The sequence below is a fragment of the Telmatospirillum sp. J64-1 genome (assembly GCF_006980715.1).
Taxonomy (GTDB): Bacteria; Pseudomonadota; Alphaproteobacteria; order Rhodospirillales; family Magnetospirillaceae; genus Oleiliquidispirillum; species Oleiliquidispirillum nitrogeniifigens.
This window is the reverse complement of sequence record NZ_SBHN01000016.1, coordinates 68,232-93,816: the sequence shown is the minus strand read 5'-3', so window position 1 is coordinate 93,816 and position 25,585 is coordinate 68,232. Positions and strand designations below refer to the sequence as shown.

Sequence of the window (25,585 nt, the reverse complement as noted above, 5' to 3'; positions counted from 1 at the left end):
CTCCTCACAGGGGCTCGATATCGCCCAATGCCTGTTCGCGGTGGAAATCGGCGGCGAAATCCGCCAGCCGTCCTTCCGCGATGGCATGACGCATGCCCCGCATCAAGTCCTGATAATAGTGCAGATTGTGCCAAGTCAGAAGCATCAGGCCCAGCACTTCTTCGGACCGGGCGAGGTGGTGCAGATAGGCACGCGAATAATTCTTGCAGGCCGGGCAGGAGCAGCCCTCGTCCAGCGGCCGGGGGTCGTCCATGTGGCGGGCATTGCGGATATTGACCGGTCCGCGCCGGGTGAAGGCCTGTCCGGTACGGCCCGAGCGCGTGGGCATGACGCAGTCGAACATGTCGATGCCGCGCATCACCGCGCCCACCAGATCGGACGGCTTGCCCACGCCCATCAGGTAGCGCGGCTTGTCCTCGGGCAGCATGGGCGTGGTGAAATCGAGCGTCTGGAACATCAGCTCCTGCCCCTCGCCCACCGCCAGGCCGCCCACGGCATAGCCGTCGAAGCCGATATCGATCAGCGCCCTGGCCGATTCCTCGCGCAGGTTCTCGTAGATGCTGCCCTGGTTGATGCCGAACAGGCCATAGCCGGGGCGTTCGGTGAAGGCATCGCGCGAGCGCCGCGCCCAGCGCATGGACATGCGCATGGACTCTGCGGCCTGTTCCTCGGTCGCGGGGAAGGGCGTGCATTCGTCGAAGCACATGGTGATGTCGGAATCCAGCATGCGCTGGATCTCCATCGACCGCTCCGGCGTCAGGTGATGCTTGCTGCCGTCGAGATGGGACTGGAAGGTCACACCTTCCTCGGTGATCTTCCGCAGCTTGGACAGGCTCATGACCTGGAAGCCGCCCGAATCGGTCAGGATCGGGTGGGGCCAGTTCATGAATTCATGCAGGCCGCCCAGGCGTTCCACCCGCTCCGCCCCCGGGCGCAGCATCAGGTGATAGGTGTTGCCCAGCAGGATCTGCGCGCCCGTCGCAGCCACCGATTCCGGCTGCATGGCCTTGACCGTGGCCGCCGTGCCCACCGGCATGAAGGCCGGTGTATCGATGTAGCCATGAGCCGTATGGACGCGGCCCAGCCGGGCACGCCCATCGCTGGCGAAACGCTCGAAACGAAAGCCGCTCATGCCAGACCCTCCCGCCGCAACAGCGACGAATCTCCGTAGGAATAGAAGCGATAGCCATGGCGCATGGCATGGGCATAGGCGGATTTCATGCGGTCCATGCCGGCAAAGGCGCAGACCAGCATGAACAGGGTCGAGCGCGGCAGGTGGAAATTGGTCATCAGCAGATCGACGATCCTGAAACGATAGCCCGGAGTGATGAAGATGTCGGTGGAACCCGCATAGGGCGCCAGCATGCCGTTTTCGTCGGCGGCGCTTTCCAGCAGCCGCAGCGAGGTGGTGCCCACCGCGACGACGCGACCGCCCGCCGCCCGCGCCGCGTTGATGGCCTCGGCCGCCTCGGCGGAAATGAAGCCGCGTTCGGAATGCATCTTGTGCTCGGCGGTGTCCTCGACCTTGACCGGCAGAAAGGTCCCCGCCCCGACATGCAGGGTCACGGTCACCCGCTTGATGCCGCGCGCATCCAGCGCGGCCAGAAGCTCGGGCGTGAAATGCAGGCCCGCCGTCGGCGCCGCCACCGCGCCGTCCTCGCGCGCATAGACGGTCTGGTAATCCTTGCGGTCGCGCTCGTCGGCCCCGCCCTCACGCTTGATATAGGGCGGCAGGGGCATTTCGCCATGGCGTTCCAGCGCCGCCACCAGATCGGGACCGGCGCGATTGAAGCGCAAGGTGACCTCTCCCGCCTCACCCTTCTCCTCGACCATGGCCGAGAAGCCGGGGGCAAAAGTGATCTCCTGTCCCGCCTTCAGCTTCTTGGCGCCCTTGGCGAAGACCTTCCAGCGATCCAGCGCGATCTGCTCATGCAGCGTGACCTCGATCCCCGCCTCGCCGCGCCGCCCCTTCAGGCGCGCGGGAATCACGCGGGTATCGTTGAAAACCATCACATCGCCGGGAGCCAGCAGAGCGGGCAGGTCGCGCACCACCAGATCATGGAATTGCTCCGCCTCCACATTCAGCAGCTTGGCCGCATCACGCGGCACTGCAGGCCGCTCGGCGATCAGATCGCGCGGCAGCTCAAAATCGAACTCGTCCACCTTCATGGGAGCCAGGAACCCATAGGAAATCCGGGAAAAGGGGGCAATGGCACGAAACGCTAGGCTCCGTCAAGCCAAAGCGCCCTTCACCTTCCATTCGCGGCCTAGGCAAAAGGGGTCGCGGAAGCCTTTCTCAACCATAGATAGCACCAAAAAAGCCACCCCGATCGACGCGGGAGAAAAACATCCGGAATATCCAGTTACCCCAAAAAAAGCACTACTCTTTTTCAGGACACAAAAAGCATTTCTGAATACACCTACCAGGAGTTCCGTAATAACCTGTATTACCTCACCCCCTATAAGTTCCCCTATTTTTCTATCTCTGTGCATCAGAGATTTCCTATGGTAACCTCCTCCAGGCGCTTCCAAGCCCATCAACAACAATACCATTGGCATAACAATGGGAATAAAAAAGATGCCAAGCATTGCAGGGAAGCAACGGCAGCACAGGTTTTCGCCAAGTCTGAGAGTCATCATCCTGGCCCTCGTCAGTGCCCTGGCGATCAGCCTCTATACCACGTGGTCTCTTGTTCTCTCGCGTCACCAGGTCATCGAAGAGGCCTATGCGAAGAATCAAGCCCTGGCTGATCTCCTCGAAGAACATGCCTTGCGGGTCATGGGCACGGCGCAAGGCATCCTGGAGGCAATCGCCGACGACGTCGCATCCGGCGCCGCCGAGGACCCTCTTTTTCCGGAGAGACTGAAGGACTGGACGCGCTATTTCCCGGAAATGCTGCAGGTCTGGGTGGTCGACAGCACCGGCATTCCCCTGGCGACCTCGATCGACGAGGATGTCACCCAACTCGACTTAAGCCAGCGGAACTTCTTTCTCGCCCATACCGCCGGCGAGAAATACTACGTCACCGCCCTGAGGAAAGGCGCCGTCACCGGCACCTGGCTTTTCTCGGTCAGCCGGCGGCTGGAAACCCCGGACGGCCATTTCCTGGGCGTCGCCGCCGTCTCCATCGGCCAGGATTATTTCGAGAAGATCTATACCGGCCTGAATATCGGCCCCCGGGACAATGTCCTGATCCTGCGCGCGGATGGCTCACCCATTGCCATCCGGCAGAATGTCGCTCCCAGATCCGCGCCCCCCTCCTTCACCGATTCCCTGGTGATCCGGCAGGCCGCCCGCAGCCCCGAAGGGCGTTATGAATTGGTGGCGCAATCCGATGGCGTCCATAGGGTCGGCTATTTCCGCAGGGTCACCGGCTGGCCCTTGGTCGTCGCCTCCTCGACCGCCAAGGACGACGCCCTGGCGGCCTGGCGGGAGACGGCCTTCCGGCAGAGCTTCATGCTGATCGTCGGCCTCTGCTCGCTGGCGCTGCTGACCTGCTGGGGCCTTACGGCGATCCGGCAAAAGGAACTTTCGCTGGAACAGCGCTCGATCCTGCTCAACGAGATCCATCACCGCGTCAAGAACAACCTCGCCATCATCCAGAGCCTCCTCCAGCTGGAAGCCTCGCGCGTGCCGGAAACGGCCCAAGGCGGGTATGAGGACAGCCTGACCCGGGTCCAGGCGATGGCGCTGGTCCACGAGATCCTGTACCAGAGCGACAATTTCGCCGCCCTCGACGGCGGCGAATATATCCGGCGCCTCTGCGATGTCCTGGGGGACACGGCCCCAAGCGGCATCACCATTTCCGCCGAGGCGGATTCCATCATCCTGTCCCTCGACCAGGCGATGCCCCTGGCCCTGCTGGTCAATGAAGCGGTGGCCAATGCCGTCAAGCACGCCTTTCCCCACGGCAGGGGCGGGATGATTAAGGTCGCCTTCTTTTCCGAAAAGGAAGTGTCCGACAAGGAAACGCTCGTCCTGGAAGTCCGGGACAATGGCCAGGGCTTCTCGGAAGCCATCCTTGCGGGGCGGAGCGTTCCGGGCCTGGGCCTGCGCCTGATCAAAAGCCTGGCCGCGCAGTTGGAAGGAAAGCTGCTGTTGGCCAACCAGCCGGAGGGCGGCGCCTTGATCCGCCTGCGCTTCTCGCCCGAAAAGCAATCCGCCTGAAGCGGCGGAGGAACAGCCGGAAGAGATGCCTTCCCTCTGCCCCCAAATCACTCTTGCGGTTGCGCCTTTTCCCCGATCGCTTCGCAGATGGCCTTGACGAGCTTTTCGAGGCGATAGGGCTTCTCGAGGAAGGTGAACTCTTCCAAGTCGCTCATGCCGGTGATCGCCTCGTTGTAGCCGCTGACCAGGATGACCGACAGATTCGGCTTCATCCGCCGTGCCTCCCGGGCGATGTCCAGACCATTCTTACTGCCGGGCACAATGACGTCAGCCAGAAGAAGATCGAAGCTGGCGCACGAATTCAGGGCGGCAAGCGCCTCCTCCGCCGTCATGGCATGCGTCACGACGAAACCGAAGCTTTCCAGGGCAGAAACGGTCACGGCCGACACAACCGGATCGTCTTCCAACAATAAGACGGTTCCCCCGCGAATATTGTCCGGCAGCACCGTCTCGGCGATGGCGGCCGGTCGTTCAGCCGTCCTGGGCATCAGGATCGAAACGGTGGTGCCGACCCCTACGGCACTTTCGATCCTGATGCCGCCTTGGGATTGCCGCGCAAAGCCATAGACCTGGCTCAAACCCAGACCCGTTCCCTTTCCGACTTCCTTCGTCGTAAAGAAGGGCTCGAAAACCCGATCAAGCACCTCGGGCGACATTCCCGTACCTTCGTCAGCCACGGAAATCTCGACAAAGTCGCCAAGCAGCTTTTCCGGCCCTTCGGGACTAGAAAAAGAGAGATTGCGCGCCTTCAGGACGATACGCCCGCCTTGCGGCATGGCATCCCGGGCATTGACGGTCAGGTTCAGCAGGGCGACCTCAAGCTGGGTCGCGTCCACCTTCACCGGCCATAGATCGGGCTCCAGCGCCGTTTCGAATTTGACCCCCTGACGCATGGCATGCCCCAGCAGATTGCTCATCCCCAGCAGGCTATCCCGCACGTCAAGCGCTTCCGGCCGGAGCGCTTGGCGCCGCGCGAAGACCAGAAGCTGCCGGGTCAGCTTCGCTCCGCGCTCAACCGCATGCCTCCCGGCCTGGAGCAGGGGGCCGATCTGTTCGTTGGCGGCTTTTTTCTCGATCATGTGCAGGCAGCCCGACAATGCCTGGAGCAGATTGTTGAAGTCATGGGCGACCCCGCCGGTCAGTTGCCCAAGAGCCTCCAGTTTCTGCGATTGCCGCAAGGCCTCTTCGGCCTGAAGGCGTTCGGCCACTTCACGCTCGATGCGCTCTTCAAGGGTGGCGTTCAACTGCGACAATTCAGCCGCCATCGCTTCCGCCTTGCGCCGCGCTTCCAATAGCTCCCGCTCGTATTTCCGGCGGTCCGTCGCATCGAAGACCGTGATCCGGTTGCAAATGGGCGCGCCGTCCGAGTCCCTCTTCTCCTCGATATTGACGAGCACCGGAAGCTTGCCGCCGGTGCCGCATCGCAATTCGAGAGCGACCTCGCGCACGAAGCCCTGCATGCGTAGCAAGGGCATCAAATGCGTCTCGCTGTAGATCCGGCCGCCGATGCTCAGAAGGTCCTGGAAGCGGCATTTGGACAATATGTCCTCCTGCTTCCGCCCCAGCATGGATAGGAAGGTCTTGTTCACCCTGACGACAAGCCCATCGGGCAACGTGGTCAGATAGCCGCAGGGAGCATGTTCATAAAGCTCCTCTGCCGTCTCGTCGCAAAAAGGTTCAGGTTTCACCGCGCGTCTCTGCCGCCTGGTCCATCAAGAACGAACGGATCGCCGTGATGGTTTCCTCAGGGGCACTCAGATTGGGACAATGTCCGGTGGCGTTCATCATGACGAACCTGCTGCGCGGGATCATCCGATGGACATATTCGCCGACGTCGTAAGGCGCAATGACGTCCTCGGAACATTGGAGGACCAGGGTGCGGGCCGTGACATTCTGCAAATCCGCCCGGTTGTCGGCCCGGAACGTGACATGGGCGAAGTGTTTCGAAATCTCGGGATCCGTCCGGCAGAAGCTGTTCGTCAGTTCCTGCGCCAGTTCCGGACGATCGGCATTCCCCATGATCACCGGCGCAATGGCACTGGACCAGCCGAGATAATTGTCGTCCAACGTCTCGAGCAGGTCATCGATATCTTCTTGGGCAAATCCTCCGATATAGCCGTCCTTGTTCACATAGCAGGGAGAGGGCCCCACCAGGACGAGATCGGAAAAGCGAGTTCGGTCTTTATTCGCGGCAAGGATCCCGATCATCGCGCTGACCGAATGGCCGACGAAGATGCCGTCGGTGATGTCCAGCGCCGCGCATATTTCGAGGACATCCTCCGCATAGCCTGAAAGCGTGCCGTATTTCTCGGCATCATAGGCTTCCAGGTCGGAAGCCCCACAGCCGACATGGTCGAACAGCACGATCCTGTGAGTCTCGGCAAAGGCAGGTGCGACGAAGCGCCACATGGTCTGGTCGCAACCATAACCATGGGCGAAGACCATGGCACGGGAGCCGGACCCGAAGACCTTTACATTGTTTCGTGCGAGCACATCCATCAGGCTATTCCACCGTTTCCACAATTTCCGAGGATATTGCTCAGCATAACGGGATGCGCTTCTTCGCACTACCCCGCCTATCGCCAATGAGAAGCCGCCCTTATCAGACTATCGCAGTAGGATAGTATTACCTTTATCGGCAGGTGCCCGGGCCTCACCAGAGGCCGCACCCGCGCAGGAAGCTGGAAGCTGATAGGGAAGAAGACCCAAAGAATCGGGCTTGCCGCGCAGGGGAAATTCCGTGTTCGCGCGTGGCGGCAGTGCAGAAGCCTCGTCACCGCGACAGAAAAGCGACGGGCTGATTTTTGGGGTAGTGGATTTCTGCCCAGCAAACGAAGCGGAAAATGTGTTGCTAGGGAAAATTTGGTGGACCCGATCGGAGTCGAACCGACGACCTCTGCAGTGCGATTGCAGCGCTCTCCCAACTGAGCTACGGGCCCGTAAGGTGCGGGATAATGCCCATCGCCCCGGGGCTTGTCAAGCGTTCAAACCGAAGCCACCCCTCCGTTGCGCGAGGCGATTACCCCGACTTGCGGCGGGGGGCGCTTGCACCGGGGCCAGTCTGTCGCTAGTTTACCGGAAACTCTTGGCAGAATGAGGTGTTAGCGGATGGAAGTCATCATCATCCCGCTCTACCAGGTCATCAGCCTGGTGATCCGGCTGTTCATGTGGGCCCTGATCATCTCGGCGGTGATGAGCTGGCTGGTGGCGTTTGGGGTGATCAACACCCATAACCGTTTCGTCTACACGGTGATGGATGCGCTGCACCGCATTACCGAGCCGTTCCTGCGGCCGTTGCGCAACATCCTGCCCAATACCGGCGGCATCGATTTCTCGCCCCTGGCGCTGATCCTGATCCTGATCCTGGTGCAGGAGGTCCTGCGGCAACTTGTCCTCAGAATTCTCTGACCTGCCGCTGACTCTTGCGGCCGACGGCGTGCGGCTGGCCGTGCGCCTGACGCCCAAGGCCTCGCGAAACCGGATCGAGGGGTTGGCCGCCGAGGCCGACGGTTCCCACATATTGAAGGTCTCGGTGACCGCCATTCCCGAGGACGGCAAGGCCAATGCCGCGCTGATCAAGCTGCTGGCCAAGGAATGGAAGCTGCCCAAGGGCGCCTTCGAGATCGTCGTCGGCGCCACAGACCGGCGCAAGGTTGTGCATATCACCGGCGAAGCCGAGGACATCCGGCAGCGCCTAGCTTCATGGATCGAACGAAATGACTGAAGCCAAGATCATCGACGGCAACCTTTTCGCCGGGCAGTTGCGCGATTCCCTTGCCGAGAGCGTGCGCGAACTCCGCGACTATCATCATGTGACGCCGGGCCTGGCGGTGGTGCTGGTGGGCGACGACCCGGCCAGTCAGGTCTATGTGCGCAACAAGAACAAGCGCGCCACCGAGATCGGGATGAATTCCTTCGAGCATTTCATGCCCGAAGACACCACCGAGAAGCAGTTGCTGAACCTGATCGAAGGCCTGAACGACGATCCCAGCGTCCACGGCATCCTGGTCCAGCTTCCCCTGCCCAATCACATCAATCCGCAGAAGGTGATCGAGGCCATCGACCCGGCCAAGGACGTCGACGGCTTCCATCCCTTCAATGCCGGCCGCCTCGCCACCGGCGGCGCGGGGCTCGTTCCCTGCACGCCGCTGGGCAGCCTGATGCTGCTGAAGGACCATCTGGTCAATCTGTCGGGCATGAAGGCGATCATCGTCGGACGCTCGAACATCGTCGGCAAGCCGATGGCCCAGCTTCTGCTGCGCGAGAACTGCACCGTCACCATCGCCCATTCCCAGACCCGCGACCTGCCCGGCGAATGCCGCCAGGCCGATATCGTCGTCGCCGCCGTGGGCCGTCCCGAGATGATCCGCGGCGAGTGGATCAAGCCGGGCGCCACGGTGATCGACGTCGGCATCAACCGCATCATCACCCCCGACGGCAAAAAGAAGCTGGTCGGCGACGTGCGTTTCGAGGAAGCCGTCAAAGTGGCGGGCGCCATCACCCCGGTTCCCGGCGGCGTCGGCCCCATGACCATTGCCGTGCTGCTGCGCAACACGCTGGAAGCCGCCTGTCGCCTCCACCGCCTCAACCTGCCCGAGTGCCTGACCCAGTTCTGAGCGGATCATGACGGGCTCGCTCTCGCATCTGGCCGCCGCCGTGGCGGCCTTCCTGCTCACCCACGCCCTGCCCGCCGCCCGTCCCGTGCGGGCAAGGCTGGTCGCGATGATGGGCTTGCGGCCCTATCTGATCGCCTATTCGCTGCTGTCGCTGGCGGTCATCCTGTGGATGGCCCTGGCCTATGCCGACGCGCCCTATGTCGAGCTGTGGTTCGCCCCCTGGACGCGCTGGGTGCCGAACCTCGCCATGCCCGTCGCCTTCATCCTCGGCATTGCGGCGCTGGCCACGCCCAATCCCTTCTCCCTGGGGCCGGGCGGCAAGGGCTTCGATCCGCAGAATCTGGGCATCCTGCGCCTGACCCGCCATCCCCTGCCCTGGGCGTTGATCCTGTGGTCGGGCTCGCATCTGCTGGCCAATGGCGACGTCGCCGCGCTGATGCTGTTCGCCCCCCTCTTCCTGCTCTCCCTCAGCGCCCCGGCCCTGCTGGACCGCAAATCCCGCACCCGGCTGGGAGCGGACTGGAGCCGCCTGGCCGCCCAGACCTCGCAGCCCCTCCGCCTGCGCCCGAAGGATGTGCGCTGGTGGCATATCCTGCTGGGCCTGGTCGCCTGGGCCGCGATGCTGCACCTGCATCCCTGGCTGTTCGGCGTCTCGCCGCTGCCGCTGTTCTAACTGGGGCGCCGCCCCGGATTCCCTTCCTTTTCTTGGTGCCCTTGGTGCCTTGGTGGTTTCTTCCTGCCGCAGGGGGCCACCAAGACACAAAGACACCAAGGCTGTTACAGGGCACCGCCCTGCGAAAAAACACCTCGCCGGCCTTTGGCCCGCCCCACCCTTCGAGACGCCGCCGACGCGGCTCCTCAGGGTGAGGCTAATTCCTTATTCTTATCGATAAGATAGACCTCATGCCGAGAAGGGCCGTCTCGAAGCATGTTATGCCGCCTTGCCCGCCGGTTCGTTGCCGTGCAGGAAGCGCAGCACCTCGGCGCGGTAATGGTTGTAATCGGGATCGTCGGCCAGGACGATACGGTGGCGCGGGCGGGGCAGCTTGACGTCCAGGACCTGGGCGATGGTGGCGGCGGGGCCGTTGCTCATCATGACGATGCGGTCGGACAGCAGCACCGCCTCGTCCACGTCGTGGGTGATCATCATCACCGTGTTGCCCAGGCGCTGCTGGATGTCCATCAGGCTGTCCTGCAGATGGGCGCGGGTCAGCGCATCGAGCGCACCGAAGGGCTCGTCGAGCAGCAGCACCTTGGGTTCCATGGCCAAGGCGCGGGCGATGCCGACGCGCTGCTTCATGCCGCCCGAAATCTCGTGGGGCTTCTTGTCCTTGGCGTGGTCCATGCGCACCAGGGCCAGGTTGTCAAGCGTCCATTCATGGCGTTCGGCCTTCGGGCGGTTCCTCATCACCTTGTCCACGCCGAGGCGGACATTCTCGTAGACGGTCAGCCAGGGCAGCAGGGAATGGTTCTGGAACACCACGGCGCGGTCGGGACCGGGCTCGTTCACCTCGCGGTCCTCCAGCAGCACGCCGCCGGTGGTCGCCTTGGACAGGCCCGCGACGATGTTCAGCAGAGTGGACTTACCGCAGCCGGAATGGCCGATCACCGAGATGAACTCGCCCTTCGCGACGCTCAGGCGGATGTCGCGCAAGGCGGTGAAGGGGCCGCGGTCGGTCTCGAAGGTGATGCCGACATTTTCGACGGAGAGATAAGCGGACATGGCAGGTCTCCTGTCAGGCCCCGGCGGCTTCTTCGCCGGGAGGCAGAGATGTCTGTGAAGCGGCGGCGGGATCGAACACGCTGCCGTCGAAGAAAAGATCGGGCCCCATCTCCAGCGGAGCGCTGGCCTGGGTCAGGGTCCAGAGTCCGGCGTGGGTGCCTTCGGTCTTGCTGTCGGTGGTCGGCACGGCCAGGCCCAGTTCCAGCGCGGCCATGCGGTAGAGGTCGGGGCGATAGGCCTCTTCCATCGTCCTGCCCATGTCCACGCCGGGCGGGAGTTGGCGCCAGCGCGCCATCTGGCGCAGGAACCACAGGGCCTGCGAGCGCCAGGGGAAATTGGCGCCATGGCGGTGGAACAGCAGGAAATCCGGAATGTCCTCTTCCGGCCCGCCGAATTCATAGCGGAACCGCCCGAGCAGCGAAGCGCGCACCACTTCGGCCGGGGCATTCACATAAGCGGGCTGGGCCAGGATCTCGGCCAGTTCGCCCCGATTCTCGTCGCACCAGCAGGCGGCCTGGATCAGGGCCTTCAGCACGGCCTTATGGGTCTGGGGATGGGTCCGCGCCCAGCTTTCCGTGACGCCGAAGACCTTTTCCACCCGCCCGGCCCAGAGTTCCCGGCTGGTGATGGCCACCCGCCCCAGCCCCAAGCTGACGGCCAGGCTGTTCCACGGCTCGCCGACGCAATAGCCGTCGATATTTCCGGCGGAAAGCTGCGCCACCATCTGCGGCGGTGGCACCACCACCAGGCGCAGGTCGCGTTCGGTGTCGATGCCCGCCGAGGCCATCCAGTAGCGCAGTTCCAGCATATGGGGCGAAACGGGATAGACCACGGCGAAGGTCATCGGCGGGCGTCCCTGGCGGCGGTCCTCCTCGATCACCGTCTTCAGCGCCCGCGCCGTCACCGGGCGCCGGGTCATGGCGGCGGGATCGGCCTCGGCCATGCGTTCCCACAGGGCGTTGGACAGGGTGATGGCATTGCCGCCGGTATTCAGGCCCATCGCCGCGACCATCTTCTCGCGGATGGCGCCCAGGCCGAGGCTGGCGGAAAGCGGCATGGTCGCCAGCATATGCGCCCCGTCGAGCACGCCCAGCGCCACCTTGTCCCGGATATTGGCCCAGGAAGCCTCGCGGCTGATTTCGACCTCCAGCCCCTGCATGGCGAAGAAACCGCGTTCCTTGGCCGCCACCAGCGGGGCGGCATCGATCAGCGGAACAATGCCCAGGCGCAGGCGGGTCTTTTCCAGCGACATGCCCTTTCCCCTTCCGGCTCTAGACGCCGCCGACCTTGCGGCCGATGAAGGTGATCATGCGGTCGAGCATGAAGCCGACGATGCCGACATAGATCAGCGCCAGGATGATCTCGCTCATCAGCGAGCTGTTCCAGGCATCCCAGATGAAGAAGCCGATGCCCACGCCGCCGATCAGCATTTCCGCCGCGATGATCGCCAGCCAGGACAAGCCGATGCCGATCTTCAGGCCGGTGAAGATATAGGGCACCGTCGCGGGCAGCATGACCTTGACGAAGAACTCGACCGGCGACAGGCGCAGCACGCGGGCGACGTTGCGGTAATCCTGCGGGATGTTCTGGATGCCGACGGCGGTGTTCAGGATGATCGGCCAGATCGCGGTGATGAAGATCACGAAGATGGCCGAAGGATCGGCGGCCTGAAAGGCGGCCAGCGAGATGGGCAGCCAGGCCAGCGGCGGCACGGTGCGCAGGATCTGGAACAAAGGGTCCAGGGCGCGCATGGCCAGCTTGCTCTGGCCGATCAGCACGCCCAGGCCGATCCCCGCCACGGCGGCCAGCGAGAAACCGATGGCGACGCGCGACAGCGATGCATGGAGATGCCAGAACATCCCCTTGTCCATGCTGCCGTTGTCGTAGAAGGGATCGATGATCAGGTCCCAGGTTTCCGCCAGCACCACCGAAGGCGGCGGCAGCGTCACGCCGGGATTGCGGCACAGCATTTCCCAGACGGCCAGCAAAAGGGCCAGGGCCACCATCGGCGGGATCAGGTTGACGGCCGTCCGGCGCGCGCTCTTCGCCAGCGCCGCGCCGTCGAGGGCAGGCATGGACAAAGGCTTCTTCAGGCTTTCGACGCGAAGGTTCATGGCTAGGGCCCTTTCCTGACTTTGTCCTTGGACTAGACTCGCTTGATGGCGAGGCTCTGCAGATACGCGCTGGGATCGGCCGGATCGAAGACCTTGCCGTCGAAGAAGGTCTCCGCCCCGCGCGAGGTGCCTTCGGGCAGGTCGGCCTCGGCGACGCCGATGGCCTTGGCCGCCTCGCGCCACAGATCCTCGCGGTTCACCCGGGCGATCAGCGCCTGGAGGTCGGTATCGGGTTCCAGATAGCCCCAGCGGATATCCTCGGTCAGGAACCACAGATCATGGCTCTGGAAGGGATAGGAGGCATGGTCGCGCCAGAACTTCATCAGATGCGGGCTGTCCTCGACCACCTTGCCGTGACCGTAATCGATCCGGCCCTGGGCACGGCCCAGGATGTCGTTCACCGGCACGCGGAACCAGTTGCGGCCCGAGACGATCTTGCACATCTCTTCCTTGTTCTCGTCCTTGTCGCACCATTGCTGGGCTTCCAGGACTGCCATCAGCATGGCCTTGGCCGCGTTGGGATTCTGTTCGACCCAATCGGCGCGCATCCCCAGGCTCTTTTCCGGATGGTTGCCCCACAATTCGCCGGTGGTCAGCGCCGTATAGCCGATATTCTGCGTGACGAGCTGGCTGTTCCAAGGTTCGCCGACGCAGAAGGCTTCCATGGTGTCGACGCGCATATTCGCCACCATCTGCGGCGGCGGCACGACAATGGTTGCCACGTCGCGGTCGGGATCGATGCCCGCGGCGGCCAGCCAGTAGCGGATCCACAGATCATGGGTGCCGCCGGGGAAGGTCATGGCGCATTTGACATCCTTGCCGCCGGCCTTGGCCTTCTGCAGGGCCTCGCCGAAGGCCGTGGCGTCGGTGCCGACCTTCAGGTCCTTGTAGGCATTGGACACCGAAATCGCCTGACCGTTGGTGTTCAGGCGCGCCAGGATGGCCATGGGCAGCGGCGCCTGGGTGATCTTGCCGACCGTCGCCAGATAGGGCATGGGCGTCAGGATATGGGCGCCGTCGATGCCGCCCCGGGCCGAGCCCAGCACCAGATTGTCGCGGGTGGTGCCCCAACTCGCCTGCTTCTCGACCCGCATCTCGGGCAGGCCGTGCTTCTTGAAGAAGCCCTTCTCCAGGGCGACGATCAGCGGCGAGGCATCGGTCAGGGCGATATAGCCCAGAGTGGCGCCCTTGACCTCGGGCGCCTCGGCGGTGGTGACGGCATGGGCCCCACCGGGGAAGGCGGCGCGGACGGCGGTGAGGACGGCAGCGGTGGCCGTGGTGGCGGCGACGCCCTTCAGAAGGCTACGGCGCGAAACATTGGCCTGTTCGAATGTCTTCTGGTCGCTCATCTGTTTCTTTCCCCCAATTCTGCCCCCACAGGGCGGGAAAAACAAAAACGGCGTTCCCGCGAACCGAAACCCCCGGAGGTGGACAGGAGGGTTCGGATCGAGGAACGCCGTTGTTCCGATCAGGCCCGGAGCGCCGTCGCCATGGGCCGATTCAACTTTCTGGCTGTTCCGGGATCTCGCCGTTGAGAACCGGACCTGCCTCGCCCATAGCTATGCAGTCTGCATGCCAAACACGTTTTGGGAGTTTCCAGCCCTTTCCACGCTGCATCGCACCACGATTCTGCATAAATTATGAACACGCCGCGAGGATGTGATTAATATTTATGCATCTTAGTGTTCAGAGGCTGCGGAAGACATGTTTTTGGTCCGCCTCGCCCTTCGTGACGCCGCCAAGGCGGCTCCTCAGGGTGAGGCTAATTCCTCATTCTATTTCAATAACATAAACCTCATGCTGAGGAGGCCCGAAGGGCCGTCTCGAAGCATGAGCAAGCCCTCAGCCCAGCAGGTCCGCCGCCTCGATGATCCTGTTGGCGATATCCACCAGGCGCGCCTTCTGGTCCATCGCCATCTTGCGCATCAGCTTGTAGGCTTCCTCTTCACTGCATTGGCGCCGCTGCATCAGGATTCCCTTGGCCTTTTCCACCAGCTTGCGCTCGGCCAGGGACGACTTGGCCTTGTGCAGCTCGGTCCGCAAGCCTTGAAATTGTGCAAACCGGGCAACGGCCACATCGACCACCGGCTTGACCCGTTCGGCCTTCAGCCCGTCCACCACATAGGCCGCCACGCCGGCCTCGACGGCGGCGCGGATGGTTTCAGGCTTGCCGTCCTGGGCGAACATGACCACCGGGCGGCGCTGCTCGAAGGTGACGCGGCGCATGTCTTCCAGGGTGTCGCGGTCGGGGCTGTCGATATCGACGATGATCACGTCGGCCTGAAGTTCGGGCACCTTGGTCATCAGACCGGCCCCGGTGGGAAAGACGCCCACGACGGTAAATCCCTCGGCCTCCAGCGCCTCGCGCACCAGAACAGCGCGGTCAGGCTCGTCGTCGACCACGATGACGCGTAGGCTCATTCACCCTCTCGATTCAAGATCCGTCCTGTCTTCAAGCAGGAATCAGGCCAAGAGCATTTCCCTGCCGCAGCAATAGGCCGAAGACGGAAAAGATTTCGTCAATTCCGCCGCCTCAGCCCTGGCGGTATTCGGGCCGGGCGGCAAGACCGGCTTTCAGATGCTCGACCAGCAGGCGGACCTTGCTCGACAACTGGCGCTGCTGGGCCGTTACCGCCCAGACCGCCATATTCATATGCCGCTTGTCGTCGAGCAGCGAGACCAGCCGCCCCGACTCGATATGCTCGCGCACGTAATAATCGGGCAGGTGGCACAGGCCGAATCCCCGCAGGGCCGCGTCCAGCACCGCATAACCATTGTTGCAGCGCCAACGCCCCGCCGGCTGGAAAGCCCAGTCCTTGCCGCCGTCACTGAACAGCCAGGTGTCGCTGGACCCGATCAGGCAGCGATGGCGCGGCAGATCGCCCAGGCTGCGCGGCACGCCATGCTCGGCCAGATAGGACGGCGCGGCGCAGAGATACATCACCCGCGGCACCAGCCGCGTCACCACCAGCCCCGAATCCCGCAACCGTCCCATGCGGATTGCCAGGTCGATCTTGTCCTGTACGATGTCGACGGTCTTGTTGGTCAGGTGGATGTCCACCTCGACCGCCGGATAGCGTTCCAGGAAATCGTTGACCAGCGGCACCACGAAACGCTCGCCATAGGCCGCCGCGCAGGTCAGGCGCAGCAGGCCGCGCGGCGTCTCGTGCATGTTGCTGATCGCCGCCAGGGCTTCGTCCCGCGCCGCCACCAGACCGGCGCAGCGCGACAGCAATTCCTGCCCCGCCGGGGTCAGGGCCACCTTGCGGGTGGTGCGGTAGAACAATCGCTCCCCCAGCCGCGTTTCAAGTTGTGCCACCTGGCGGCTGACATGGGAGGAGGACACCCGCAAACGCTGGGCGCCTGCGGAAAAGCTGCCCATCTGCGCCACGGCCACGAATTCGTCGATGCCATCCCATTGGTTCATGGGGCCTATACTCGCGGATTATCCCAGAACTGCAATAGTCCTTCCCAAACGGGCCGATTTTCAAGCCCTGCGGCGGGACTATGATGCCCCTAATCGCAACGAAATGCCGGAAGGAAGCCTTCATGATCAAGTCGCGCGCTGCCGTCGCCTGGGAAGTCGATCGTCCCCTGGAAATCGAGGAAGTCGAGGTCGCCGCCCCCAAGGCGGGCGAGGTCCTGGTGCAGATCGTCGCCACCGGCGTCTGCCATACCGATGCCTTCACCCTGTCGGGTGCCGATCCGGAAGGCATCTTCCCCTCCATCCTGGGCCATGAAGGCGCGGGCGTGGTGGTGGAATGCGGCCCCGGCGTGACCTCGGTCCAGCCGGGCGACCATGTCATTCCGCTCTACACCCCCGAATGCGGCCAGTGCAAATTCTGCAAGTCGGGCAAGACCAATCTCTGCCAGGCCATCCGCGCCACCCAAGGCAAGGGCCTGATGCCCGACGGCACCTCGCGCTTCTCGGCCAAGGGCAAGACGCTGTTCCACTACATGGGCACCTCGACCTTCTCGGAATACACGGTGCTGCCCGAGATCGCCCTGGCCAAGATCAACAAATCCGCGCCGCTGGAAAAGGTCTGCCTGCTGGGCTGCGGCGTGACCACCGGCATGGGCGCGGTGCTGAAGACCGCCAAGGTGGAACCCGGCGCCACGGTCGCCATCTTCGGCCTGGGCGGCATCGGCCTGTCGGCCATCATCGGCGCGGTCATGGCCAAGGCCTCGCGCATCATCGGCATCGACATCAATCCCGACAAGTTCGAGATCGCCCGCCAGCTCGGCGCCACCGATGTGGTGAATCCCAAGGATTACGACCGCCCGATCCAGGAAGTGCTGGTCGAAATGACCGATGGCGGCGTCGATTATTCCTTCGAATGCATCGGCAATGTAAATGTCATGCGCTCTGCCCTGGAATGCTGCCACAAGGGCTGGGGCGAGTCGGTGATCATCGGCGTCGCCGGGGCCGGACAGGAAATCTCCACCCGTCCCTTCCAGCTCGTCACCGGCCGCGTCTGGCGCGGTTCGGCCTTCGGCGGCGTGAAGGGCCGGTCGGAACTGCCGGGCATCGTCGATCAATATCTGAACGGCGAGTTCGAACTGGACACCTTCATCACCCATACCATGGGCCTGGACGACATCAACAAGGCCTTCGACCTGATGCATGAAGGCAAGAGCATCCGCTCGGTCATTCTCTACAACCAGTGAGGTCCGGCATGAGCGACGCATTGCAGGAAATCGCCGCCAACAAGAGCTTCGGCGGATGGCACAAGCGCATCCGCCACCGCTCTTCCGTGCTGGGCTGCGACATGGTGTTCGGCCTGTATCTGCCGCCCCAGGTGGAACAGGGCGAGAAGGTGCCGGTGCTCTATTGGCTGTCGGGCCTGACCTGCACGGACGAAAATTTCATGCAGAAGGCGGGCGCCCAGCGCATCGCCGCCGAACTGGGCGTCGCCATCGTCGCCCCCGACACCAGCCCGCGCGGCGCGGACGTGCCCGGCGATCCGCAAGGCGCCTGGGATTTCGGCCTTGGGGCGGGCTTCTACGTGAATGCCACACAGGAGCCCTGGGCCAAGCATTACCGCATGTATGATTACGTGGTGCGGGAACTGCCGGACTTGATCGAGGCGAATTTCCCGGTCAGCGACCGCCGCTCCGTCTCGGGCCATTCCATGGGCGGTCACGGCGCCCTGATCTGCGCGCTGAAGAATCCCGGCCGCTATCGCTCGGTCTCGGCCTTCGCCCCGATCACCAATCCCATGAACTGCCCCTGGGGCGAGAAAGCCTTCTCGAACTATCTGGGGCCGGATCGGGAAAGCTGGCGGGACTGGGATAGCTGCGCGCTGATCGCCAATGCCCCGGAACGCCTGCCGCTGCTGGTGGACCAGGGCGAAGGCGACATCTTCCTGGCCGAACAGCTCAAGCCCCAGGCGCTGAAGGAGGCCGCCGAGAAGGCCGGTCATCCCCTGACCCTGCGGCTGCAACCGGGCTACGACCACAGCTATTACTTCATCGCCACCTTCATCGAGGACCATCTGCGCCACCATGCGGCGGCGCTGAAGGGATAGCGTCCGGGATAAAAGACGAAACCCGGCCCTTTTGTTCCGTCTTGCACGGGCCCCGCCTCTTCCTGGCGGGGCCCGTCCTTCATTGGGGCGGCTCCAATCCCCTCGGCCCTTCGATTCCCCGGGCTTCCTGGGGAACCAGATGGTCGAGTTCTCCGGCCTCGGCCATTTCCAGGGTGCGGCGCACATCGGCCAGGGCCTCCTCGGCCCGGTCCGGGGCGGAGCGGCAATCCTCCTGGGCCAGATAGAGACGCTGCCAGGCATCGCTGACCTGACGCTCGCTGAAAGTTTCACGATGTTCCAGCAGGTGCTCGCGCAGCCGCGACACCTCCTGCTCACATAATTCGGGATGGAAACCGGCTCCTCCCTGGGCATGGGCCGAAAGCGGCGCCCAGGCCAGGAGGACGGCCGCGAAAGGAAGGGTTAGTCGGGTAGGCGAGATCATGGCCGCCTCCGCTTCTTCTGTCTCTTTCCTCCGACATGAGACTGGCGGCCCGCCGGATCAAGGGACCCTATTGCCCCAACAGATGCAGCACCAGCCGCCGCTCGTGACCCCGGCGGCGATGCTCGAAGACGTAGAGCCCCTGCCATGTTCCCAAGGCCATGCGCCCGCCGGACACAGGAATGCTCAGCGACACATCCGTCAGGGCGCTGCGGATATGGGCGGGCATGTCGTCGGGACCTTCCGCGCCATGGCGGTACAACGATGGATCCTCGGGCGCCACCCGCTCCATGAAGCTTTCCAGGTCGCGGCAGACATCGGGATCGGCGTTTTCCTGGATGGTCAAGCTGGCCGAAGTGTGCTGGATGAAGACCGTCAGCAATCCGGTCTGGATGCCGCTGCGCCTCACCCAATCCTGGACCGGGGCCGTCACATCCAGCAATCCCCGCCCTTCCGTCCGCACCGTGAGGATTATTTGTTGCTGTTTCATTTCACTAATTCCGCCCGCATATACGAAAGATCATGTACCTATATACTTTTTAGGGTTGCACCTAGAGGCCTCGCAGCCCTCTATGGGGCAGTAATCATATCTTTCCGGGGTAGTCATGCTGTCACGGCTGAACGATCTCAATATCCTTACTCGTGTTCTCCTGGCTTTCCTTTTGCCGGTGATGACACTTCTCTGGCTGGCGAGCGATCAACTCTTCGATAGCTGGAAAACCACCACGGAAGCTGAAAGTCTGGAGCGTCACGCCATCCTGGCAGTTCAGATCGGCCATCTGACGCACGAACTGCAAACGGAACGTGGCCTGAGCAATCTTTTTCTCAATAGCGAAGGCCTTCACTATGGCGACGAACTCGCGGCGCAGCGCGACATCACCATAAAAGCGCTGGAGCAATTCCGCCAAGTGGTCGCCGCCAATGCCGGTCACCTGGACGAGGAACTGACGGAAGCCATCGCCGCGCTGGAACCGCTCGACGAGAAGCTGGTCGCCAACCGCCAGGGCATCGACAGCGGCAGCATGGCGCGCAATGACGCCATCGCCTTCTACAACAACACCGTCTTCGGATTGTTGAGCCTGGTGCCGATCATGGAGCGCCAGAGCACGGACGACGAAGCCACCGCGGGCTTCGCCGCCTATACCGCGCTGATTCACGCCAAGGAAGTGGCCGGGCAGGAACAGGGCATCGGTGCCAGCGGCTTCAACAGCGGCCGCCTGAACCTCCCGCTGCTCCTGCAATTCCAGGCGCTCCTGGCCGAGCAGGACACCTGGATCAAGGTCTTCGACAGCCACGCCCTGCCCCATCATGTGGAACTGCTGAGGAACACGGTCACCCAAGAGACGCGGGAAGAGGTCCAGTTCCTGCGCTCGATCGCCCTGGCCAGCTACCAGACGGGCGATACCAAGGGGGTCACGCCTGAAACGTGGTTCCAGGCCACCAGCAAGCGTCTCGACCAGTTCAAGACGGTCGAGGACATCCTGGCCGAGGATCTGCTGACCCGGGGCGAGGAACTGAGCGCCGCCGCCCGCCAGACCTTCATGATCACCGCTGCGGTCGTGATCGCGGTGCTGGCCCTGACGGCCCTGGTCGCCATCGTCGTCGTGCGCGGCATCACCACCCCGCTCAGCCGCCTGCGCAGCGCCATGGAAAGGCTGGCCGGCGGCGACCTGTCCGTGACCATCGACGCCGTGCAGCAGCGCGACGAAGTCGGCGGCATGGCCCGCGCCATGGCCATCTTCAAGGAGAACATGGAACGCACGCGGGCGCTGGAGGCCGAGCAGCAGCGCGAGCGCGAGGCCCGTGAAAAGCGCGCGGCCCTGATTGAAAGCCTGACGCGGGACTTCGACAACGCCATCGACCGCGCCCTGACCGTGGTCTCCTCGGCCGCAAGCCAGATGGAAAGCAACGCCCGCAGCCTTTCCTCCACGGCCCAGCAAACCAGCAACCAGACCGCCGTCGTCGCCTCTGCCTCGGCCGAGACCTCGACCAATGTCCAGACCGTGGCCGCCGCCGCCGAGGAATTGTCGGTCTCCATCTCCGAGATCGGACGTCAGGTCGAACAATCCAGCACCATCGCCCAGCAGGCGGTCTCCGAAGCCGAGCGCACCGACCGCATGGTCGAGGGCCTGGCCGAGGCCGCCGGACGCATCGGCGACGTGGTCAGCCTGATCAACGACATCGCCAGCCAGACCAACCTGCTGGCGCTGAACGCTACCATCGAGGCCGCCCGTGCGGGCGAAGCGGGCAAGGGCTTCGCCGTGGTGGCCAACGAGGTCAAGTCCCTGGCCAATGCCACCAGCAAGGCCACGGACGAGATCAGCGGCCAGATCACCTCGGTCCAGGCGGCTACCCGCGAAGCCGTGGCGGCGATCCGCGAGATCGGCAAGACCATCAGCGCCATCAGCGAAATCTCGGTCGCCATCGCCTCGGCGGTCGAGCAGCAAGGCGCCGCGACCGAGGAAATCGCCCGCAACGTCCAGCAGGCCTCTGCCGGGGCCCAGCAGGTCACTCACATCATCCAGGACGTCAACGAAGCCGCCCTGGGAACCGGACAGGCCGCCGAGGAGGTCCTCTCCGCCGCAGGCGAGATGAACCGCCAGACCGAAGAGGTGCAAGGCCTCGTCCGCCGCTTCCTGGAAGGCGTGCGGGCCGCTTAAGAAAAAGCGCGGGAGGCCACAGCCTCCCGCGCTTTCGTTTGCCCGGCTGCTCCTTCAAAGCCATGGCCCGCCTTTGCCCTTCGAGACGCCGCTGCGCGGCTCCTCAGGGCGAGGCTAATTCCCCCTTTATATCAACAAGATAAACCTCATGCTGAGGAGCCGCGGAGCGGCGTCTCGAAGTATGGGCAAGCGCTTCAAGCCAAGGGGGCATAGGCCTTCCCTCTGGCAGGCTGCAAAAACTCCTGTTTTCCTCGTCATTCCCGCGAAAGCGGGAATCCATGCTGCCCCAACATCAGCATTTAACGGTTCACATCTCTGCAAGTCCCCACATGCCCCCCGCTTTCGCGGGGGTGACGAGCCGGTGCAGAGAGAGCCGACTTTTCCGCTGCCTGTCAGACCTCCAGCCCTTCCGCCGCCTTCTTCAACACCTCGGCGCTGCGCTTCAGCGCGGCATGCTCATCCGCGCTGAGGTCCGGCCAGAAGGTGCCGACGGCGCCCTTGGCGCCGACGATGCGCGGCAGGGACAGGGTGATGTCCTTGACGCCCTCCACCTCCGCCATGCGCACGGCCACCGTCAGGATGGCGTCCTCGTCCCCGGCGATGGCCGAGACGATGCGCGACAGCCCGCCGCCGATGCCGTAATAGGTCGCCCCCTTGCCGTCGATGATGCGGTAGGCGGCGCGGCGGACGGCCTCGTCGATGCGGGACTTCACTCCTGCGTCGATGGGGCGGCCCACCTGGCGCCCGAAGGCCTCGACCGGGATGCTTCCGGCGGCAGCACCGGACCAGGCCAGGACCTCCGAATCGCCATGCTCGCCCAGCACATAGGCGTGGATCGAGCGGGACGAGATTCCCAGCTGCTCGCCCAGCAAAGCGCGGAAACGGGCGGTATCGAGGATGGTCCCGGAACCGATGACCCGCTCGGGCGGCAGGCCGGAAATCTGCGTCGCCACATGGGTCATGATGTCCACCGGATTGGTGGCGATCAGCAGGATCGTGTCGGGCGCCACCTCCAGGATGCGGGGAATGATCTGCTTGAAGACGGCGGCATTGCGACCCAGCAATTCCAGCCGCGTCTCACCCGGGCGCTGGCTGACCCCGGCGGCCAGGATGACCACGCCCGCCCCCGTCAGCCCCTTGTAATTGCCGTGATGCACCCGCACCGAATGGGCGAAAGGAGTGGCATGAAGGATGTCCTGGGCCTGGGCCTCGGCCAGTTTCTCGTTCTGGTCCACCAGCACCACTTCGGAACAGGCGCCTTGCAGAACCATGGCAAAGGCCGCCGAACTGCCAACCATGCCGGCGCCCACAACACCTACCTTCATGCCCACCTCCCGTCTTGGATGTCAGTCTCCCGCGCGCGACGCATAGGGGGCCGGATCGGTCAGTCCGGCTTCGGCGAATCCACGCAGCCGCAGATGGCAGGCATCGCAGCGTCCGCAGGCCTTTCCATCCGGTTCTGGATCGTAGCAGGAACTGGTCAGGCCGTAATCCACTCCCAGTGCCGTGCCCCGTTGCACGATCTCCGCCTTGGTCATGTGGAGCAGCGGGGCATGGATGACAAGCTTGCGTCCGCCCTCGACCGCCGCCTTGGTGGCAAGATTGGCCATCGCCTCGAAGGCCTCGACGAAGGCCGGGCGGCAATCGGGATAGCCGCTGTAATCCACGGCGTTGACGCCGATGAAGATGTCGAAGGCTCCTTCGACCTCGGCGAAGGCCAGGGCATAGGACAGGAAGATGGTGTTGCGCGCCGGCACATAGGTGATGGGGATGTCGGCCTCCATCTCCTCGGGCGCGCGATCCTTGGGCACCTCGATGGAAGCGGTCAGGGCCGAGCCGCCGAAGACACGCAGATCCATGTCCACGATCACATGGCGCGTCACGCCCGCCGCCTCGACGACCTTACGGGCCGAGGCGATTTCGGCCTCATGGCGCTGGCCGTAGCGGAAGCTGATCGCCAGCGGGTCGAATCCCTGTTCCTTGGCGATGGCCAGCACGGTGGCGGAATCCAGGCCGCCGCTCAGCAGCACGATGGCTTTGGGCTTGGTATCCGTCATAGCGAGAAATGCGCCTTGATGAAGGTTTCCACTTCCGCCTCGCTCCAGCCCTTGGCCTCGAGATCGGCACGCACGGCGGCAATATCCACATTGGGCCAGGTGTGACAGCTTTCCAGCGTATGGCTGCCAGCATCGACGATGCGGAAATCATAGGGCCGCCGCTCGCTGGCGAAAACCTCGTAATTCAGCACCTGGTCGACCTGATTGTCGGGCAGGAAGGTCAGGATGCGCGGCTTCAGGTCGTAAAGCCGTTCCGGCCCGCAATATTCCGAAGCGGCGATGATCAATTCGTCGCCCACCTGGCAGGTCCGGGCCGCCGCGCCGTTAAGGATGCAGCATTGCGAGCCCGGCTCGCCGAAGATGACATAGGTCGAGATGCGGGCACCGGAATTCTTGTTCCAGATCTCGACGAATTCCATGGGATAGATGCCGGCCAGGGCGCATTGGTCGGGGTCGAGGGTGATCGAGCCGTGATAGTTCAGATCGGCTGCCGTGACCCGAATGCCATGCAGCTTGGCGCGGATGGTTTTCATCATGATAAAGGCGGTCCAAGGGGGCTGGGGATGCCAAACCCCTTACGGCAGGACGGGTCTTGGTGCAAGCGGCTTTTCCGACTTGCCGCCATGCGCGCCTTGCGGAACCATGGCGCCATGAGCCAAGCCCCCGAAATCGCCCGCGGCGTCTGCCGCCTGCTCGCCCAGATGGGCTGCGGCAGCCTGACCGAATTCACCATCGCCACCGGGCGGCGCTTCGATGTCATGGGACTGGGCCGCGACGGCAAGCTGCTGGGCGTCGAGATCAAATCCTCGGTCGCCGATTTCCGCGCCGACCAGAAATGGCCGGAATATCTCGACTTCTGCGATGCCCTTTACTTCGCCGTCGCCCCCGGTTTCCCGACGAAAATCCTGCCCGGGGAATGCGGCCTCATCGTCGCCGATGCCTTCGACGGCGTCCTCCTGCGCCCCGCCCCGGAAACCCGCCTGAACGCCGCCCGCCGCAAGGCCGTCACCCTGCGCTTCGCCCTGGTCGCTGCGGCACGGCTGCGCGGCGTGACCGATCCGCCGTTGTAAAAGAGGCTTTGGCCCGCCTCGTCCTTCGAGACGCCGCTGACGCGGCTCCTCAGGGTGAGGCTAAATGATCGAGACTCATCCTGAGGAGGCCCGCAGGGCCGTCTCGAAGGATGATCCGCTCTGCTTATTCCTTCCCGCTGACCCCCGCCTCGGCGAAGGTCGCCATGCCGGTATGACAAGCGACGGCAGCCTGGGCCAACCCGACCGCCAGGGCGGCGCCGGAGCCTTCGCCCAGGCGCATCCCCAAATCGAGCAGGGCGCGCTTGCCCAGCCGCTCGATCAGGCGGCGATGGCCCGGTTCGGCGGAGGCATGGGCCACCAGGCAATGATCCAGCGCGCCGGAGCGGAAGGCTTCCAGCGGCGCGGCGGCGGCCGTCGTGACATAGCCGTCCAGCATCACCGGCACGCGCTTCAGCCGCGCCCCCAGCACGGCCCCGGCCATGGCCGCCAGCTCGCGTCCGCCCAGGCGGCGCAGCAGATCGAGAGGATCGGCGCCTCCATGCAGGGTGGCGGCCTGTTCGATCACCTCGGCCTTGCGGCGCAATCCCCTGTCGTCCAGGCCGGTTCCCGGCCCCACCCAATCGGCAGCGCTGCCGCCATAAAGGCCCAGGCAGAGGGCGGCGGCGGAAGTCGTGTTGCCGATGCCCATCTCACCGATACACAACAGGTCGCATTCGGCGGGCACGGAATCCAGACCGGCCTTCAGCGCGGCGACAGCTTCCTCCTCGGTCATGGCCGGACCTTCGGAGAAATCGGCGGTGGGGCGGTCGAGCTCCAGCGCGACGACCTGCAATTCCGTGCCGAACAGGCGGCAAAGCTGGTTGATGGCCGCGCCGCCCCGTTGGAAATTGGCCACCATCTGCACCGTCACGTCCGCCGGATAGGCCGAAACACCCTTGGCGACCACGCCGTGATTTCCGGCGAAGATGCGGGCGGCGGGCCGGTCCAGCCGGGGCGGATGGCGGCCCTGCCAGGCGCTCAGCCAGCCCGCAAGCTCCTCCAGCCGCCCCAGGGAACCCGCCGGCTTGGTCAATTGCGGCTCCCGCTCGGCCCAGGCCGCCCGGGCGGCGGCATCGGGGCCGGGCAGGTCGGCCAGCAGGCGGCGCAGGTCATCGAGGCAGGCGATCATGAAGACACTCCGGACGAAGCGACAGTTCCGGGCTCTATACTCCATCCGCGCGAGAGAGGCGACCTCCATCCCCACCCGCCT

The 25,585-nt window shown here is 64.1% G+C and carries 25 protein-coding genes and 1 tRNA gene; 9 read left to right on the top strand and 17 right to left on the bottom strand.

Annotation, left to right across the window (positions count from 1 at the left end):
• Positions 1-4: 4 nt before the first annotated feature.
• Positions 5-1,132: a tRNA guanosine(34) transglycosylase Tgt gene (tgt, locus tag EPD66_RS15605; protein ID WP_142849451.1), complete on the bottom strand. Its 1,128-nt coding sequence runs from the start codon at positions 1,130-1,132 to the stop codon at positions 5-7.
• Positions 1,129-2,169, bottom strand: coding sequence for a tRNA preQ1(34) S-adenosylmethionine ribosyltransferase-isomerase QueA (queA, locus tag EPD66_RS15600; protein ID WP_142849450.1), 1,041 nt, complete (start codon positions 2,167-2,169; stop codon positions 1,129-1,131). The genes tgt and queA overlap by 4 nt, the downstream gene beginning before the upstream one ends.
• 409 nt (positions 2,170-2,578) lie before the next feature.
• Between queA and EPD66_RS15595 the strand changes: the two genes are divergently transcribed.
• Entirely contained in the window at positions 2,579-4,168 is a 1,590-nt protein-coding gene (locus tag EPD66_RS15595; RefSeq protein WP_185961442.1) for a sensor histidine kinase, read from the top strand.
• Between the two features lie 47 nt (positions 4,169-4,215).
• Here EPD66_RS15595 and EPD66_RS15590 read toward each other — a convergent pair whose 3' ends face one another.
• The 3 genes from EPD66_RS15590 to EPD66_RS15580 form a co-directional block, all read right to left on the bottom strand.
• On the bottom strand, positions 4,216-5,856 hold the full coding sequence (locus EPD66_RS15590) for an ATP-binding protein (protein ID WP_142849448.1): 1,641 nt from the start codon (positions 5,854-5,856) through the stop codon (positions 4,216-4,218).
• The gene (locus EPD66_RS15585) at positions 5,846-6,667 is read right to left on the bottom strand and encodes an alpha/beta fold hydrolase (RefSeq protein WP_142849447.1); all 822 of its coding nucleotides are present in this window, start codon (positions 6,665-6,667) and stop codon (positions 5,846-5,848) included. The genes EPD66_RS15590 and EPD66_RS15585 overlap by 11 nt, the downstream gene beginning before the upstream one ends.
• Positions 6,668-7,031: 364 nt before the next feature.
• A tRNA-Ala gene (locus EPD66_RS15580) sits at positions 7,032-7,107 on the bottom strand.
• 169 nt (positions 7,108-7,276) lie between these two features.
• Here EPD66_RS15580 and EPD66_RS15575 point away from each other — a divergent pair.
• The 4 genes from EPD66_RS15575 to EPD66_RS15560 are packed head-to-tail and all read left to right on the top strand — an operon-like array spanning position 7,277 to position 9,457.
• Complete coding sequence (locus EPD66_RS15575) at positions 7,277-7,576, top strand: YggT family protein (protein ID WP_185961441.1); 300 nt, start codon at positions 7,277-7,279, stop codon at positions 7,574-7,576.
• Positions 7,557-7,892: a DUF167 family protein gene (locus EPD66_RS15570; protein WP_142849446.1), complete on the top strand. Its 336-nt coding sequence runs from the start codon at positions 7,557-7,559 to the stop codon at positions 7,890-7,892. Before EPD66_RS15575 ends, EPD66_RS15570 begins: the two co-directional genes overlap by 20 nt.
• Positions 7,885-8,784 (top strand): bifunctional methylenetetrahydrofolate dehydrogenase/methenyltetrahydrofolate cyclohydrolase FolD, encoded by a 900-nt coding sequence (gene folD, locus EPD66_RS15565; RefSeq protein WP_142849445.1) that lies wholly within the window; start codon positions 7,885-7,887, stop codon positions 8,782-8,784. The genes EPD66_RS15570 and folD overlap by 8 nt, the downstream gene beginning before the upstream one ends.
• A gap of 7 nt (positions 8,785-8,791) precedes the next feature.
• Positions 8,792-9,457: an NnrU family protein gene (locus EPD66_RS15560; RefSeq protein ID WP_142849444.1), complete on the top strand. Its 666-nt coding sequence runs from the start codon at positions 8,792-8,794 to the stop codon at positions 9,455-9,457.
• Positions 9,458-9,715: 258 nt separating this feature from the next.
• On the opposite strand, the gene EPD66_RS15555 is transcribed toward EPD66_RS15560, so the two are convergent.
• The 6 genes from EPD66_RS15555 to EPD66_RS15530 form a co-directional block, all read right to left on the bottom strand.
• Positions 9,716-10,507 (bottom strand): ABC transporter ATP-binding protein, encoded by a 792-nt coding sequence (locus EPD66_RS15555; RefSeq protein WP_142849443.1) that lies wholly within the window; start codon positions 10,505-10,507, stop codon positions 9,716-9,718.
• Positions 10,508-10,520: 13 nt separating this feature from the next.
• On the bottom strand, positions 10,521-11,759 hold the full coding sequence (locus EPD66_RS15550) for a CmpA/NrtA family ABC transporter substrate-binding protein (protein WP_142849442.1): 1,239 nt from the start codon (positions 11,757-11,759) through the stop codon (positions 10,521-10,523).
• A gap of 19 nt (positions 11,760-11,778) precedes the next feature.
• Positions 11,779-12,621: a nitrate ABC transporter permease gene (gene ntrB, locus EPD66_RS15545; RefSeq protein WP_142849441.1), complete on the bottom strand. Its 843-nt coding sequence runs from the start codon at positions 12,619-12,621 to the stop codon at positions 11,779-11,781.
• Between the two features lie 32 nt (positions 12,622-12,653).
• Positions 12,654-13,970 (bottom strand): CmpA/NrtA family ABC transporter substrate-binding protein, encoded by a 1,317-nt coding sequence (locus tag EPD66_RS15540; RefSeq protein WP_142849440.1) that lies wholly within the window; start codon positions 13,968-13,970, stop codon positions 12,654-12,656.
• Positions 13,971-14,463: 493 nt separating this feature from the next.
• Positions 14,464-15,042: an ANTAR domain-containing response regulator gene (locus EPD66_RS15535; RefSeq protein ID WP_142849439.1), complete on the bottom strand. Its 579-nt coding sequence runs from the start codon at positions 15,040-15,042 to the stop codon at positions 14,464-14,466.
• 112 nt (positions 15,043-15,154) lie between these two features.
• Positions 15,155-16,048, bottom strand: a complete 894-nt coding sequence (locus EPD66_RS15530; RefSeq protein WP_142849438.1) for a LysR family transcriptional regulator — start codon at positions 16,046-16,048, stop codon at positions 15,155-15,157.
• A 122-nt stretch (positions 16,049-16,170) separates the two neighbouring features.
• Between EPD66_RS15530 and EPD66_RS15525 the strand changes: the two genes are divergently transcribed.
• Together EPD66_RS15525 and fghA are read left to right on the top strand one after the other, a co-directional pair.
• Positions 16,171-17,289, top strand: a complete 1,119-nt coding sequence (locus EPD66_RS15525) for an S-(hydroxymethyl)glutathione dehydrogenase/class III alcohol dehydrogenase (RefSeq protein ID WP_142849437.1) — start codon at positions 16,171-16,173, stop codon at positions 17,287-17,289.
• A gap of 8 nt (positions 17,290-17,297) precedes the next feature.
• Positions 17,298-18,149 (top strand): S-formylglutathione hydrolase, encoded by an 852-nt coding sequence (gene fghA, locus EPD66_RS15520; protein ID WP_142849436.1) that lies wholly within the window; start codon positions 17,298-17,300, stop codon positions 18,147-18,149.
• Positions 18,150-18,228: 79 nt separating this feature from the next.
• Here fghA and EPD66_RS15515 read toward each other — a convergent pair whose 3' ends face one another.
• Complete coding sequence (locus EPD66_RS15515; protein ID WP_142849435.1) at positions 18,229-18,591, bottom strand: hypothetical protein; 363 nt, start codon at positions 18,589-18,591, stop codon at positions 18,229-18,231.
• Positions 18,592-18,658: 67 nt separating this feature from the next.
• Positions 18,659-19,078, bottom strand: a complete 420-nt coding sequence (locus tag EPD66_RS15510) for a secondary thiamine-phosphate synthase enzyme YjbQ (protein ID WP_142849434.1) — start codon at positions 19,076-19,078, stop codon at positions 18,659-18,661.
• 115 nt (positions 19,079-19,193) lie between these two features.
• Between EPD66_RS15510 and EPD66_RS15505 the strand changes: the two genes are divergently transcribed.
• The gene (locus EPD66_RS15505; RefSeq protein ID WP_142849433.1) at positions 19,194-21,248 is read left to right on the top strand and encodes a methyl-accepting chemotaxis protein; all 2,055 of its coding nucleotides are present in this window, start codon (positions 19,194-19,196) and stop codon (positions 21,246-21,248) included.
• 392 nt (positions 21,249-21,640) lie between these two features.
• On the opposite strand, the gene EPD66_RS15500 is transcribed toward EPD66_RS15505, so the two are convergent.
• The 3 genes from EPD66_RS15500 to EPD66_RS15490 are packed head-to-tail and all read right to left on the bottom strand — an operon-like array spanning position 21,641 to position 23,841.
• Complete coding sequence (locus EPD66_RS15500; protein WP_142849432.1) at positions 21,641-22,573, bottom strand: L-lactate dehydrogenase; 933 nt, start codon at positions 22,571-22,573, stop codon at positions 21,641-21,643.
• A gap of 21 nt (positions 22,574-22,594) precedes the next feature.
• Complete coding sequence (gene queC / locus EPD66_RS15495; protein ID WP_142849431.1) at positions 22,595-23,305, bottom strand: 7-cyano-7-deazaguanine synthase QueC; 711 nt, start codon at positions 23,303-23,305, stop codon at positions 22,595-22,597.
• Complete coding sequence (locus tag EPD66_RS15490) at positions 23,302-23,841, bottom strand: aspartate 1-decarboxylase (protein WP_142849430.1); 540 nt, start codon at positions 23,839-23,841, stop codon at positions 23,302-23,304. Before EPD66_RS15490 ends, queC begins: the two co-directional genes overlap by 4 nt.
• 114 nt (positions 23,842-23,955) lie before the next feature.
• Between EPD66_RS15490 and EPD66_RS15485 the strand changes: the two genes are divergently transcribed.
• Positions 23,956-24,375, top strand: a complete 420-nt coding sequence (locus tag EPD66_RS15485; protein ID WP_255448526.1) for an MmcB family DNA repair protein — start codon at positions 23,956-23,958, stop codon at positions 24,373-24,375.
• 124 nt (positions 24,376-24,499) lie between these two features.
• On the opposite strand, the gene cobT is transcribed toward EPD66_RS15485, so the two are convergent.
• Positions 24,500-25,504, bottom strand: coding sequence for a nicotinate-nucleotide--dimethylbenzimidazole phosphoribosyltransferase (gene cobT / locus EPD66_RS15480; protein ID WP_142849429.1), 1,005 nt, complete (start codon positions 25,502-25,504; stop codon positions 24,500-24,502).
• Between the last annotated feature and the right edge of the window lie 81 nt (positions 25,505-25,585).

Excerpts from the sequence above, each read along its gene's own strand:
- fghA (WP_142849436.1), top strand. The coding sequence starts at position 17,298 with ATGAGCGACGCATTGCAGGAAATCGCCGCCAACAAGAGCTTCGGCGGA.
- EPD66_RS15485 (WP_255448526.1), top strand. The coding sequence starts at position 23,956 with ATGAGCCAAGCCCCCGAAATCGCCCGCGGCGTCTGCCGCCTGCTCGCC.
- EPD66_RS15585 (WP_142849447.1), bottom strand. The coding sequence starts at position 6,667 with ATGGATGTGCTCGCACGAAACAATGTAAAGGTCTTCGGGTCCGGCTCC.
- queA (WP_142849450.1), bottom strand. The coding sequence starts at position 2,169 with ATGAAGGTGGACGAGTTCGATTTTGAGCTGCCGCGCGATCTGATCGCC.
- EPD66_RS15515 (WP_142849435.1), bottom strand. The coding sequence starts at position 18,591 with ATGATCTCGCCTACCCGACTAACCCTTCCTTTCGCGGCCGTCCTCCTG.
- EPD66_RS15535 (WP_142849439.1), bottom strand. The coding sequence starts at position 15,042 with ATGAGCCTACGCGTCATCGTGGTCGACGACGAGCCTGACCGCGCTGTT.
- EPD66_RS15500 (WP_142849432.1), bottom strand. The coding sequence starts at position 22,573 with ATGAAGGTAGGTGTTGTGGGCGCCGGCATGGTTGGCAGTTCGGCGGCC.
- ntrB (WP_142849441.1), bottom strand. The coding sequence starts at position 12,621 with ATGAACCTTCGCGTCGAAAGCCTGAAGAAGCCTTTGTCCATGCCTGCC.
- EPD66_RS15525 (WP_142849437.1), top strand. The coding sequence starts at position 16,171 with ATGATCAAGTCGCGCGCTGCCGTCGCCTGGGAAGTCGATCGTCCCCTG.
- EPD66_RS15595 (WP_185961442.1), top strand. The coding sequence starts at position 2,579 with ATGCCAAGCATTGCAGGGAAGCAACGGCAGCACAGGTTTTCGCCAAGT.
- tgt (WP_142849451.1), bottom strand. The coding sequence starts at position 1,132 with ATGAGCGGCTTTCGTTTCGAGCGTTTCGCCAGCGATGGGCGTGCCCGG.
- folD (WP_142849445.1), top strand. The coding sequence starts at position 7,885 with ATGACTGAAGCCAAGATCATCGACGGCAACCTTTTCGCCGGGCAGTTG.
- EPD66_RS15550 (WP_142849442.1), bottom strand. The coding sequence starts at position 11,759 with ATGTCGCTGGAAAAGACCCGCCTGCGCCTGGGCATTGTTCCGCTGATC.
- EPD66_RS15505 (WP_142849433.1), top strand. The coding sequence starts at position 19,194 with ATGCTGTCACGGCTGAACGATCTCAATATCCTTACTCGTGTTCTCCTG.
- EPD66_RS15575 (WP_185961441.1), top strand. The coding sequence starts at position 7,277 with ATGGAAGTCATCATCATCCCGCTCTACCAGGTCATCAGCCTGGTGATC.
- EPD66_RS15510 (WP_142849434.1), bottom strand. The coding sequence starts at position 19,078 with ATGAAACAGCAACAAATAATCCTCACGGTGCGGACGGAAGGGCGGGGA.
- EPD66_RS15530 (WP_142849438.1), bottom strand. The coding sequence starts at position 16,048 with ATGAACCAATGGGATGGCATCGACGAATTCGTGGCCGTGGCGCAGATG.
- EPD66_RS15540 (WP_142849440.1), bottom strand. The coding sequence starts at position 13,970 with ATGAGCGACCAGAAGACATTCGAACAGGCCAATGTTTCGCGCCGTAGC.
- cobT (WP_142849429.1), bottom strand. The coding sequence starts at position 25,504 with ATGATCGCCTGCCTCGATGACCTGCGCCGCCTGCTGGCCGACCTGCCC.
- queC (WP_142849431.1), bottom strand. The coding sequence starts at position 23,305 with ATGACGGATACCAAGCCCAAAGCCATCGTGCTGCTGAGCGGCGGCCTG.
- EPD66_RS15490 (WP_142849430.1), bottom strand. The coding sequence starts at position 23,841 with ATGATGAAAACCATCCGCGCCAAGCTGCATGGCATTCGGGTCACGGCA.
- EPD66_RS15555 (WP_142849443.1), bottom strand. The coding sequence starts at position 10,507 with ATGTCCGCTTATCTCTCCGTCGAAAATGTCGGCATCACCTTCGAGACC.
- EPD66_RS15560 (WP_142849444.1), top strand. The coding sequence starts at position 8,792 with ATGACGGGCTCGCTCTCGCATCTGGCCGCCGCCGTGGCGGCCTTCCTG.